Origin of the sequence: Vibrio nitrifigilis (assembly GCF_015686695.1) — a bacterium.
Lineage (GTDB): Bacteria > Pseudomonadota > Gammaproteobacteria > Enterobacterales > Vibrionaceae > Vibrio > Vibrio nitrifigilis.
In genome coordinates this window covers 1,570,945-1,583,954 of sequence record NZ_JADPMR010000001.1, presented here as the reverse complement: position 1 = coordinate 1,583,954, position 13,010 = coordinate 1,570,945, and the positions used below count along the sequence as shown (strand labels likewise).

The window sequence follows — 13,010 nt, the reverse complement described above, 5'->3', positions numbered from 1 at the left end:
TTTGAGCCTCAATTCTGGTGACATCAAGTTTTCTTTCTATCCACTGCAAAACGGCACCAAATACCGTCACTATGGCCACGTAGTAAACTGCAACGGCCAAGAGGGTTTCTAATACCATGAAGTTTTGCGAATACAGTCGTTGCCCGGTCTGTAACAACTCGGGCAACGAAATGGCGGAAACTAACGAACTCAGCTTAATGATAGTGATATATTCATTAATCAAAGAAGGCATTGATATGCGAATAGCCTGCGGAATCACAATCAATCTCTGAATGCCTAAAGCACCAATATTGAGCGCTTTACCTGCTTCGCGTTGACCTTTAGATACCGACATTAAACCACTGCGGTGAATTTCAGCCATATAAGCTGCTTCAGTAATGACCAAACTGAACAAACCCGCCAAATACGGCACACCTAACACTGGCTGTGTTACTGGAAATAACTGCGGCAAATTGTAGACAAAGACCAAAACAACCAGCAGAGGAACACTGCGGAAAAACCAAATGTAGCCCTTAGCAGGAACAGATAGCCACCGAGACTCAGACATTTTTGCAGAGGCTACCAAAAAGCCCAACACAAGTCCGATGAACCAAGATAGCGTACTAATGGTAATCACCGTTACACACGCTTTCCACAACGCTGGCAAAAAGAATAACGAGACAAAATATTCCCAGTCTAAACTCATAACAATACCTAACTGCTTAAATTAATTTTCAATCGGACTTAAATCGTATTTTTTAATGAGCGATTGGTATGACCCATCAGCTTTAATTTCTGCCATTGCAACTTCAAGCTTATGTTTTAACTCGGTATTGCCTTTCTTAAGGTACATTCCCATTGTCTGAGGGTAGATAAGGTCAGGCGAACTTATCACTAAACGACCTCGAGACCGTTCCGCAAACATATGTGCAGCACCTGCAATCTCTACTTGAACATCAATATTGCGTGACATTAACGCTTGAGAAACTTCCGGAGCAGTTGGAAACTCGCTGATCGAAATAGGCTTTTTACCATTTGCTACACAATAACTGTCAGATAATTTAGTCAACGACTGAACCCAAGTGGTGCCTTGTTGCAGTCCAACATGCAATCCGCACAGACCTTTTTCAGTTTTTGGCGAGTATTTAGCATCTTTTAACGTTAAAATAAGCGCGCCTGTTTTCGCATAGGGTATCGCATCTGCTTTTTTTAACCGGTCAGGCAGGATGTACATGCCCGAAATAACGACATCGAATTTATTACTCTGTAATCCCAAAATCAAACTCGTGAACTTGGTGTCTAAATAATGCGGTTTGATATCCATTTTATTAGCAAGCAGCGTTGCTAGTTCAGGATCGAACCCAACCACTTTGTCCCCTTGGTACGATTCAAAAGGTGGATAGGCAACTTCAATGCCGACCGATAAGTTATCTGAGTTCACTAATGGTGCGGCCAGTGAATGAACACTCATAGCAGCAACACTTAACCCCATAAGTTGTAATGAGCGTTTCTGTAATGTTTTAAAAGTCATATCCATATGCTTTACTTCTCCAATATTGTTAAGAAATATCGATTAGTCGATACGTTTAAGCGCCTGACACATGCAGTGCACACCACCACCACCTTTGGTGATCATAGAAATATCAGGATCAAAAACTGTTAGTCCACGAGCACGACATTGCTCCTTCAACGTGTAACTTTCTGCGGGGATAAGTACGCGTTCATCACCCAGTGACACAATGTTGCAGCCCAACTCCATCGCTTCTTTATAAGGAATATCAATGATGTCGATATGTTTTGCTTTCAGCCATTGCAGCAAATGATCTGGCACGACGGCAGTACACACAGCCGCAAGACGCTCTGCGACCATCACGCACTGCACATCTAAATGAAGAAAGTGCGGATCAAATTTTACATCTTTAAATTCCCATCCCTCTTTCTCAAACCAACCTTTAACTTGCGCGATACCAGCGGGACTGGTTCGTTCTCCGGAATACCCACAAAGTGCAACACCGGGTTCAATTAACATAAAGTCACCACCTTCAAACGACCCAGCAGTGACGACATCATAGATGGGAATATTTTGCGCAAGATAAAATTCCGTCACTGTTAACCATTCACTGCGCCGCCATGGGCTAAACATCTGAGTAATGATCGGTCCCCATGGGGTCATTATCGATGAATCACGAGCAAAAACGTTGTAGGGTTGATGCTGATTTGCTTTCAAATAATGAACTTGCACGTCTGCTTGTTGGTACACATCCAGCATCTCGTTGTACTGGGCTTTTGCAACATCAATATCGTACTGAACACCATCTCCTAAGTGGCGACGTGATGTTGAATTGCCAGAGCGCCATTCATAAAAATCAATGGGGCCGACTAACACGTCTTTTAGTGTGCCGGTTTCAGACCTGATACCCCAATGTTCCAACTGGGATGTATTGCCATCACTATTTCGATGACTAAATAATGTGGTCATAATTGACTACCTCGTGTGGTGAGATGAAGAAGGCTATGGAGTAACACATTGGCACCATCTTGAATCCATTGCGGATACGCATGTTCTTCTTCGTTATGAGAGAGTCCGTCCTTACAAGGGATAAATATCATCCCTGTCGGACCAACTTTAGAAAGATACACGGAGTCGTGACCAGCTCCAGAAACTATCGGCTGAGCATCAATCTCCAACTGTTCGGTTGCACTTTGAATAGCATCGATACACTGCGGGGAAAATTGAACCGCGGGAGATAACCACAACGTGCGAACGTAAGTCGTTAAATCTGCTTGAAAAGTTTTACATAGTGATAAGATTTCATCAGACATGGATTGCAACGTCGTTTGATCTGGGTGACGTAAATCTAAAGTAAAGGTCACGTTCTCAGGCACTGTATTTGGTGAACTAGGTTCGGTTTGAATAGTACCGATAGTCACGCGTGCTTGGTCGCCATAATCAGTAACGCGAGAATAGATATCCTGCGTCAGCTTAGCAAAACCGAGTACCGGATCTTGGCGCATGTGCATCGGTGTTGGACCAGCATGTACGGATTTCCCTTCTAAGGTAATCTCATACCAGTTCATCCCTTGTACTCCAGTAACAATTCCTATTGACGTATTGGTTGACTCCAAAATCGGTCCTTGCTCGATATGAAGTTCAAGAGAAGCAAAGAAAGGAAATGCTACACAGGGAAGCTCCCCTAATTGTTGGCTACTCACCAACGCATCGTAATAGGAAACCCCTTGTAAATCTTTGGCATGATAAATGGCTTGTTTTTCAAGCTGTCCAGAAAAAACGCCAGATCCAGCCATCGCTGGTGAAAAGCGCGCCCCTTCCTCATTACACCAAACTGCAAGATCAATCGGATGCGCTAATATTATTCCGTTTTCCTTGAGGGTATACATCACTTCCAACGCAGCAAGTACACCATACACACCATCGTATTTGCCACCAGTTGGCTGAGTATCTAAATGTGAACCTAAAAAGATGGGATCTAATCCATTATCCTTACCAGCAAAGCGGACAAAAAGATTACCAAGTTCATCTAATCGAGCGTGCCCACCAATCTTCTTACACCATGTAATAAAAAGATCTCTGCCACGCCGATCTAAATCTGTAAGGGCTTGACGGTTACATCCACCTTTTGACGTTGCGCCAATAGTGGCCATTTGTGTGAGAAAGGATTCTAATCTATCGAGATTTATTCTAAGACTATTCATCTAGTTAGGCCGTTGCTAATCATTTAGTACTAGCATACGGCCAGACAAATAAATCGCTATTACCCACTTGAGGTATAGACTTTACCCAACAAAGAGAGTTAAGTTGACGCCCCCATAATATTATCGAATATCTTTGCTAGCAGCTCCTTTTGCGAGCCAATCTCTAACTTACTGTATATGTTTTTTCGATGAACGCGCTCTGTTTCAAACGATATCCCCAACCTACGAGCTGCCTCTTTACTTGAGAAACCTCTAATTAGTAAATTCATAACGTCTTTTTCGCGAGGCGTTAAAACTTCACTACCAAAATTGATGACATAGTCTTTTACATTCTGGTTAGACGACCTCTCCGGCAATGCCATTCGTTCATCATGCATTTTGATCGTCGATTTCAAAATCGGATAAAGCGCGCGCAATTTATCCAGCACCCGACGATTAAATTTAGCCAATGATTTTGTTCTTCCCAAGGAAAGTAGATAGGTGGAATTATCTTTTCCCTGTACAGCAAAACTGGTTTCATCGATAAGCTTTGAGAAATGGAAATACTCGTTGTAATAAGCACTGTGATAAAAATCATCAGGCGCAATTTCATCCAACGTGACTAGCCCTTCTTTACCTTGATTGGCACAAAAATCATAGAAAGGGCTTAACAGATAAGCACCTTTTAAATAATTATCCCACGCTTTTAATTCATCAGTAGCAAAAGAAGAGCTCAACACCGTTGGTGTCTTGGTTGGGTGATAAAGCAACATGACATAATCATCAAAGCTTGCCGCCGTTCTTAGTAAGTAGGTTAATTTTTCAAAAAAGGCATCATGACCAATTTCTAAAATCAGGTCCGCAATACCATGAATCAAACTGTTATCGTTATTTTTTATTTCATAAACCATTAGAATTTGGACTTCACATATACAGAAAATAAAAGCCTTAATGTTAAGGCAAGAATGATATGAGCATATCCCTAGCCTGAATAAAACACGTACTCGTTGCAAGTACTCACATAACGAAAAGAGAAACCAAACGCGACAATTTCCTTACCCTTGTTATCACCAATTAGGATCACAACGGCATTGATGATACGTACTGTCACAATGTTGCTTTGGTTCTTCTCCCACATTGACTCGCTCAATATTACGCTAACTCATTCATCCTGTTAGATAAAATTTATGACACTCTTTTATTTCGTTTAGGAATTAAATAAAATTTCGTTATAACTGATAGGAATTACTTCGCAAAATTGCATTCTTCGTATACTATGCCCAGCCCAAATTTATGAGCTAGAAGACCAAGCCATTATGTCCGCCAATGCACTATATACCGATCTCTCTGGTTACTACGATCTCATGTGTGTCGATATCGATTATCAAGCACAAAGCCATTGTATTCGTAGAATGCACCAAATGTTTGGTAATGACGGAAATACCCACCTTGATCTGGCCTGTGGTACAGGTCCACACGTACGTCACTTCATCGATTTTGGTTTTACAAGCCAAGGCTTAGACCTTAACCAACCGATGCTGGATATTGCTGCAACACGTTGTCCCGAGGCGATATTTACTCAACAAAATATGAGTGAATTCAGTGTCGAAGAGCCGTTAGACTTAATTACCTGTTTTCTTTATTCCATTCACTACAACGATGGTATTGAGAAACTCAAAGAATGTATTGCGAACGTCCATAAAGCGTTAAAACCGAATGGGGTGTTTTGCTTTAACGTGGTAGATAAAACCAAAATCGATAATAAGTTATCGGTAAAACATACTGCAGAGCAAGATGAGCATCTATTCACGTTTCAATCGGGTTGGCACTACAAAGGTGAAGGCGAGAGACAGTCACTACTTCTGAGCATCGAAAAAAGCTCAGCGGAAGAAAAACACATTTGGCATGATGAGCATCCGATGGTGGCCGTGAGTTTTGACGAAATGGCAGCACTGCTCGCACCTTATTTCGAGGTGTATCAATTCGAGCACGATTACGAAAAGATTTTGCCGTTAAGTGAAAAATCTGGCAACGCGATTTTCACTTGTGTGAAGATTTAACGTTTTCCAGATCAACGAGTACAACTACCCGCTCTAACGATTACAACGAGATATTATCTATCTCGTTGTAACGCTCACTCATCGTAATAATCCTATACCTCAATCGGCTGTTTCTTTCTATTCACAAACATTGCTCAATAGCCAATATATGTCAGGTTAGCGCTAACAATAAATCTACATTAGCTAACAATAATTTACTATTTGGAAACGACTATATGGTTATGTGGGAATTTATATTTATTAATTTATTCAAATAAATATAATAATTTAATAATCAATAGCGCATGTCGCCGAATAATGTTCTTTTTAGTGTGAACGCTCTCAATGTCTGAATAAAGTGACTTAGTTATAGTGCAAAAGTCTTTTAATAAACCATGAATTCATACTGAAGGCTCTCATGACCCACAGTCAATATAAGTTACACGAATATCTTAATGTTGATCGGCTACAGACCCTTCAAGATAACTTTAGTAAATCAATGACCATTGCTTTAGTGGTCGTCGATGAGTTTGGCGTCCCTGTCACTAAACCAAGTGGCTTTTGCGAATATTGTACTCATGTACGTAAAAATCCGGAACAAAAACAGCTGTGCTATCAAAGTGATGAAGCCGGTGGCAGATTAGCGATGAAAACAGGTAAACCCGTTGTTTATCGCTGCTATTGCGGGTTTGTTGAATGCGCGGTACCCATTATGATTCATGGGTGTTACCTAGGGGCATTTATCTCCGGACAAGTTCACGTAGATGAAGAACCAAAGGAGCCGATTCCTTATATTCTCAATCACAACAAAGATTTAACCAAAACACCAGAGCTGCTTTCGTTACATAACAAAGCACAGCGTATTTCCTATGAACGTTTCGAATCTACCGCTTATACGTTATTTAATGTCGCTTCTTACCTTGTTGAGCAAGCCCATAGTATGAATATTCAGCGAGAACTCAGGGCAAAAGAAATCGAACTGACTAATGAATTACGTAAACGCATGGAGATTGAGCGTTCACTCCATGAAGCGGAGTTCAAAGCACTCTCCTATCAAATTAATCCACATTTTTTATTCAATGTTTTAAATACCATCGGGCGTTTAGCCTTCTTAGAAGAGGCGAAGCGAACAGAAGCTATGGTGTATGACTTCTCAGATATGATGCGCTATTTATTGAGAAAAAATAATCAGGGTTTGATTACGCTTGCTCAAGAAATTAATTATGTAAAAAGTTATATGTCAATTCAGAGCGTAAGAATGGGCAATCGCTTTACTTATTCTATCAATATTCCCGACCAATATTTAAACGTCGTTTGTCCTTTCTTGGTGTTACAACCGCTAGTTGAAAACTTCTTTAATTATGTCGTAGAGCCGAGAGAAATGGTCAGTGAATTAACGATCACTGCCACCGATGACGGCAACAACGTAATTATTGAATTAAAAGATAATGGTGACGGAATATCTCCTGAGAATATAAAAACCATCTTATCAGGAGAGCGAAGCCAACAAAAAGGAGGAATTGGCATTCACAATATTATGAACCGAATGAAACTGTTGTTTGGCGAAAATTATAAACTCGAATTAACCAGTCCTTATAAGCCGATGATGGGGACCACCATTACACTGCGCTTCCCCTTCTTGCAGCAGCACAATGTATAACACCTAATCAAGAGGGACATTATGTACAATATTGTTATTGTGGAAGATGAACCTATCGAACTCGAATCGCTGCATCGTATTATTGCGCAATGCGTCGATAATGCCGTATTGCACGAAGCATCTACAGGTAAAAGAGCCATAGAGCTGATCGATGAACTAAAACACATCGATATGATGTTTATCGATATCAACATTCCTCTACCGAATGGCAAAGAAGTGATTGAATATCTTAAAGCGAAAAATACAGAGACCAAAGTCGTGGTTACCACAGCGAATGATGATTTTGATATTCTACACAGTATGATTACGCTTCGAGTTGAAGATTACCTGTTAAAACCTGTTAAAAAAACGACGTTAACCGACACAATTAAACGAACTCTTGGCATTGATGAACAGACAACATCCGCGTCAAGTGCCCTAAAAACCGAGGTACTCAGCCTACTACAAAATGACGACTGTACTCAGTGGCACAATTTTCTCCTCCAACATATCAATCACGCCTATGAACAAACGTTAGCAGGTACCGAGGCGCGCCGAAATGTGACGGAGTTACTGGAGATACTCAATACGTATCTCAAATCCCTAGGTCATCAATACGCATCTGTTTGCTCTATATTGGATGAGCTTATACACGAGGTTGAACGGCACGGTTTAACCCAAGCACTCTATTCTCATTTAACTCTCTCACTGCTGAAATTGAGCCATGATATTTTTGCGGTTTCAGGTAATACGGTAGGCAACAAAGATTTTATACAGCGGGCTAAGCTGCATATCGAACGGCACATTCTCAGCGATCTCTCCCTCGATGATATCGCTTCACACGCGTATGTGAGTTCTTGCTATTTAAGCCGGGCTTTCAAAAAAAAGCAGCAGATTGGCCTATCGAATTATGTAGCACAACGTAAACTTCACATCGCCTGTGGATTATTGCAATTTAGCGATTTAAAAATCAACGCGATCGCCTTGGAATTAGCATGGCAAGATGCCAACTATTTTTGTCGTATTTTCAAAAAGGAACAAGGCATAGCCCCCTCAGATTATCGCCTAATGCACGCACCTCGCCGACATTAGCCGTTTCATCGTAGCAATATTAGTGATCACGATTTAGCCGCCTATGTAACAATGAAACCCTTGCTCCTCCACTAAGGCTTTCAACTGCTCTAATTTTTCTTCAGCGACAACCGGCGTCTCTCCCATCGGATACTTAAGCCCAAGCAAGGCGTATTTATTCTCACCATAAGTGTGGTAAGGCAATAAATGCAGTGTATCAACACCACTCAATAGCTTAGCAAAATCGGTAATAGCAGAAATTTCTTCCACATTATCATTCACATCAGGAATCACAGGAACACGCACCACCAATTGCGTCATTTGCGAGATACGAATCAGGTTCTCTAAGATAATACGATTGTCGACGCCAGTGTTTGCGCGATGAACATAAGGGTTGATCGCCTTTATATCCGTCAGGGCAACATCGATATACGGGAAGATCTCTTTGATGATTTTTTTTGGCGCAAACGCGGTGGTTTCAATGGCAGTATGCCATCCCTTTTCTTTACATGCTTTGAGCAGTTCTCGCGCGAATTCTGGTTGGGTAAGTGGCTCACCGCCAGAAAGCGTGATCCCTCCCCCCGCACGACGAAATAGGTTTTCTTCTTTCTTTAGCTCATCGATCACTTGAGCAACCGTCATGCGTGTACCCTTCATTTCTAGGGCATTGGTCAGGCAAGCTTTGGCGCACAGACCGCACTGATCGCATAAGTCACGATCGATAAAATATGGATTATCTGTAGATATAGCTTGCTGCGGGCAAACCTCTTCGCATTTACCGCAACTTACGCAACGGATTTTGTTGTACATCAGTTCGGGTTTAACTTTACGTGACTCGGGATTACTACACCAACGGCATGATAACGGGCATCCTTTAAAAAAGGGAATGGTGCGGATCCCAGGGCCATCATGGATTGAATATCTTTGGATATTGAACAGAATACCTTGCGTATCGTAATCAACTTCACTCATTTCAAAGGCTCTATTTGGCTTGAAAAATAGGCCGCTCTATAAGCGGCCTAAACATGCGATTTACGGTTAGAATGTTTGCTCAGTACGACTTATGATGTCGTCTTGAACTTCTTTTGCTAGCACCACAAACTGTGCACTGTACCCCGCCACACGTACCACTAAATCTTCATGATCTTGTGGGTTACGCTGTGCATCAAGCAACAAATCCCGATTAATAACGTTAAATTGTACGTGCATGCCCTTTTTATCAAAGTAGCTACGCACCAAACCACTAAAGTGACGCAACCCATTTTCACCCGCTAGAGATGATGGCAGGAATTTCTGGTTATACAACGTACCGTTAGACGCAATGAAGTGGTCTAATTTAGCGACCGAATTGGCGGCAGCTGTCGGACCTAATATGTCTTTACCTTGTCGAGGAGACACCCCATCAGCCAATGGTTGTTTTGCTAAACGTCCATCAGGCAATGCAGCGACATCTTTACCAAACAAGACGTTAGCAGATACTGGATAAATACCTGCTTGGAACTGACCGCCACGAGGGTTGGTGTATTTTTCGACTTCCTGACAGTAAACCAAGGCACATCGACGAGCCACATAATCGACCGCATCGATATCATTCCCAAAGCATGGGGTATTTTCCAAAATATGCCGAATTTCTTCGTTACGTGACATCCGGCCTTGGACGGTAGAAGAAGACTGAGCTTCCGATAATTGGCGATATACTTCTTCTTTCACGGCTGCAGGCGATAATTGTCCATTTTGATCCATAATCCGAGTGACCAGAGCGTTAATCTCTTCTTCACCAAGAGACATTCTGCTGATTACTTCAGGTTGGCCTTGATAATCAAAATTGGCATCTAACGCATCTTTAAGCTCTGAAATAGTTAATTTTTGCTCTTCAAATACCTGTTTTTGCATGGCATAAACAGAGTCACCACTATCTGCAATTCCAAAAGCTTGTGGCCCGGTGAAATTGTAAATAGCACCACCTTCTTGCAAAGATTTACCACGACCAATACAGTCATCAACCATGGCAGAGAGAAACGGCAATGGACAACGTTCACCATGTGCAATATCGACGCTATTACATGCTTCAACTAATTTATGGACAAAGTACGCCATTTGCGTTTTAAACGCCGTAAAGAAATCCTCAATATTGGTATATTCCGTCATTTTACTGGTCACAGGGCCTAACTGCTTATCACCCACACAACCACCGTTTAGCGTAATTTCCAATACTTTCGCTACGTTAAAAAACGCCGCATCATGCCATCCTTCCGTACGATGTGGCGCTTGAGGTTCAACACAGCCGATGATGCAGTAATCACGAGCATCGCATAAAGATACACCACGGTTTTGTAGCGCTGGGATAATCACTTCATCGTTGTACATGGCTGGTACACCCAAGCCTAATCGCACCAATTCACATGCGCGAAATAGGAATTCATCAGGGGTGCCTTGCCATACACGAATGGAGAAAGAAGGTTGTGGCAGACGAACGTGTGCCGTTGCTTCCATACACATGTAAGTCAATGGGTTTGTTGCATCTAACCCATCTTCAGTCTGACCACCAACAATCAAATTTTGAAATACTGCGTAACCTGCGAAGGCCTGAGCAGACACTTCATCACGTGTTTTATTGATATCATTCAATTTGATCCAGCAGCAATCAACTAGTTCTTGTGCAAAGGTCGGATCAATCGAAGTATCCGCTTTCAAATAAGGATACATGTATTGGTCAAAACGCCCAGGAGAGATAGAGTGACCACTGGATTCAATTTGCAACATGCTTTGCACAAACCAGAAAGCTTGGCAAGCTTCCCAAAAAGTGATGGCCCCATTTTCTGGAACGCGACGGCAGTTCTGAGCAATCTGTTCGAGTTCGGTTTTACGATGTGGATTTGATTCGATTTGTGCGAGACGTTCAGCCTCATCAGCATACCGATGTGCAAACACAATTGCCGCTTGATAACTAATGATGACCGCCTGATAGAACTGCTGTTTTTTGATGTAATCGGGTTTGGTGCGATCTAAGTTTTCCAGAGCTTGAGTCACTTCATCAATCACACCCTGAAAGCCGATTTTAAGAATCTTACCGTAATCGACACAAACGTGTCCGACGCCGCCGAAAAAGTAGTTTCCCACAGTAAATACGCCATTGTTCATCGCATCATGTGTTTCCGGAGACATATAAGAGGCGGCCAATTCACTGGTGGTTTTACCCGGCCAATATTTGAACGCTTCATGCAATTCTTGCGCTGTCTTCTTTTCGATAATGAATGGGTCAGCAATACGATCAGCCATCGTATCAAATTCTTTTTCCACCCAATCAAATGAAAATTCTGGACAGATTTCTGTGGAACGAGGATTGATGGTCACTGCACCAACGATCAATTCATCAGGACGAATGGTGACGGGCAGTTCATTAAAGATTTTTTCCACCACTTTGGCGCGACGCATAACGGCGGGTCGCTGTTCATTTTCACGATAGGCTTGAGTCGCAATCACTGCACGTTCGGATTCAACATAAGGTTTCGCACGAAGAATGGTATTTTTTAGTCTTACAATGCGATCGGTTGGATTAGAAAAACCTTTCTCTAACATAGCATTACTCCAAAAATTGTGAATAGATGTGTGAGTCACAACACATCTAGTGAATGAATTCTGTCGCAGCGATGGTGATGGCTATGATCCTTGTTTCTATCAATGAATTACCGGTGATTTGGCCTTTACTTAACGATGCAACCCCTTACTTTCTAGGCTCATCATTAGGTGTTGATGCCGCTTTTAACGTTTCAGCCAATGCTTGAGACACAATCGTTTTTAGGTCTAACGGCTTATTTGCCTGGCAGCGCTCAAGCTGAGTGGTTGCCTTGATGGTCGTCTTTGGCGGAGTGTAACGACTGAGTATTTGATCCACTGCCTCGGCAATTTCTGCATCATTCATGCTGTGTTTCCTATTTGTCGTTAACGTGAGACTTCAGGTGATACTCGTTAAACCCATTTAACGGGATATCACCAGCACCTTTATTGCGGTAGTAGCGAGTAATAACGTTGGCTAAACTGTGTAACGGCATAATGCGCGACGGTCATATCTTGTTCGACACTGCCACCACTAACCCCCAAAGCTCCGAGCAACACATTCCCTTTCCATAAAGGAATTCCGCCTCCAAAACAGCATAAACTGGGATCATTTTGTAAGGTATACAGGCTCTTACCGGGTTAAATTTCTTGCGCCAGTTGCTGAGTCGTCATTTTCAGAGCAACTGCTGTCCACGCTTTTTTAACCGCAACCGAACTACTGACCAAAAGCGCATTTTCCATACTAAAGAAATAACGTTGATTGCCACTTGCATCCATCAAACAAAACACAACAGGCAAGTTCATCTCTAACGCTTTTTGTTTCGCAAATTCGCCTAATAACATAGCGTCATGCAGTGAAATTTTTGTTTGCTCGTTAGATGGTTTAACTGCCTCTCCATCAACTGGAGCATCGAACAATTCATCATAGCTGTTCACGACTTTTACCCCTTCGTTCAATGAATTATCGCCTGTCGGACCTATCTTTTGTGCCGCAGCACCAACCTTATCGCCAACACAGAGATACCTTTATT

The 13,010-nt window shown here is 42.1% G+C and carries 11 protein-coding genes and 2 pseudogenes; 3 read left to right on the top strand and 10 right to left on the bottom strand.

Annotation, left to right across the window (positions count from 1 at the left end; translation table 11 throughout):
* Nucleotides 1-34: 34 nt before the first annotated feature.
* The 6 genes and pseudogenes from I1A42_RS25425 to I1A42_RS07125 all read right to left on the bottom strand — a co-directional run.
* Nucleotides 35-685: pseudogene (locus I1A42_RS25425) on the bottom strand (amino acid ABC transporter permease); the annotation flags it as partial.
* A gap of 21 nt (nt 686-706) precedes the next feature.
* Complete coding sequence (locus tag I1A42_RS07145; protein ID WP_230389351.1) at nt 707-1,510, bottom strand: ABC transporter substrate-binding protein; 804 nt, start codon at nt 1,508-1,510, stop codon at nt 707-709.
* Between the two features lie 42 nt (nt 1,511-1,552).
* A complete protein-coding gene (locus I1A42_RS07140) occupies nt 1,553-2,458 on the bottom strand; it encodes a dimethylarginine dimethylaminohydrolase family protein (protein ID WP_196123044.1) in 906 nt (301 codons plus the stop codon).
* Nucleotides 2,455-3,693, bottom strand: coding sequence for a M20 family metallo-hydrolase (locus tag I1A42_RS07135; RefSeq protein ID WP_196123043.1), 1,239 nt, complete (start codon nt 3,691-3,693; stop codon nt 2,455-2,457). The genes I1A42_RS07140 and I1A42_RS07135 overlap by 4 nt, the downstream gene beginning before the upstream one ends.
* Before the next feature lie 98 nt (nt 3,694-3,791).
* Nucleotides 3,792-4,583, bottom strand: coding sequence for a helix-turn-helix transcriptional regulator (locus I1A42_RS07130; protein ID WP_161158488.1), 792 nt, complete (start codon nt 4,581-4,583; stop codon nt 3,792-3,794).
* A gap of 71 nt (nt 4,584-4,654) precedes the next feature.
* Nucleotides 4,655-4,810, bottom strand: a complete 156-nt coding sequence (locus tag I1A42_RS07125) for a hypothetical protein (RefSeq protein ID WP_196123042.1) — start codon at nt 4,808-4,810, stop codon at nt 4,655-4,657.
* 178 nt (nt 4,811-4,988) lie between these two features.
* On the opposite strand from I1A42_RS07125, the gene I1A42_RS07120 reads away from it, so the two are divergent.
* From I1A42_RS07120 to I1A42_RS07110, 3 genes are all read left to right on the top strand, one after another.
* Entirely contained in the window at nt 4,989-5,732 is a 744-nt protein-coding gene (locus I1A42_RS07120; protein ID WP_196123041.1) for a class I SAM-dependent DNA methyltransferase, read from the top strand.
* A 397-nt stretch (nt 5,733-6,129) separates the two neighbouring features.
* Complete coding sequence (locus tag I1A42_RS07115; RefSeq protein ID WP_196123040.1) at nt 6,130-7,371, top strand: sensor histidine kinase; 1,242 nt, start codon at nt 6,130-6,132, stop codon at nt 7,369-7,371.
* A gap of 21 nt (nt 7,372-7,392) precedes the next feature.
* A complete protein-coding gene (locus I1A42_RS07110; protein WP_196123039.1) occupies nt 7,393-8,442 on the top strand; it encodes a response regulator in 1,050 nt (349 codons plus the stop codon).
* Between the two features lie 33 nt (nt 8,443-8,475).
* On the opposite strand, the gene I1A42_RS07105 is transcribed toward I1A42_RS07110, so the two are convergent.
* From I1A42_RS07105 to I1A42_RS24665, 4 genes and pseudogenes are all read right to left on the bottom strand, one after another.
* Entirely contained in the window at nt 8,476-9,393 is a 918-nt protein-coding gene (locus I1A42_RS07105; RefSeq protein ID WP_196123038.1) for a glycyl-radical enzyme activating protein, read from the bottom strand.
* Nucleotides 9,394-9,459: 66 nt separating this feature from the next.
* Nucleotides 9,460-12,000 carry a glycyl radical diol dehydratase GrpM gene (gene grpM / locus I1A42_RS07100; protein WP_196123037.1) on the bottom strand — a complete coding sequence of 847 codons (2,541 nt, stop codon included), beginning with the start codon at nt 11,998-12,000 and terminating at the stop codon, nt 9,460-9,462.
* Nucleotides 12,001-12,145: 145 nt separating this feature from the next.
* A complete protein-coding gene (locus tag I1A42_RS07095) occupies nt 12,146-12,343 on the bottom strand; it encodes a hypothetical protein (RefSeq protein ID WP_161156371.1) in 198 nt (65 codons plus the stop codon).
* Between the two features lie 80 nt (nt 12,344-12,423).
* A pseudogene (locus tag I1A42_RS24665) lies at nt 12,424-12,915 on the bottom strand (GlcG/HbpS family heme-binding protein).
* Between the last annotated feature and the right edge of the window lie 95 nt (nt 12,916-13,010).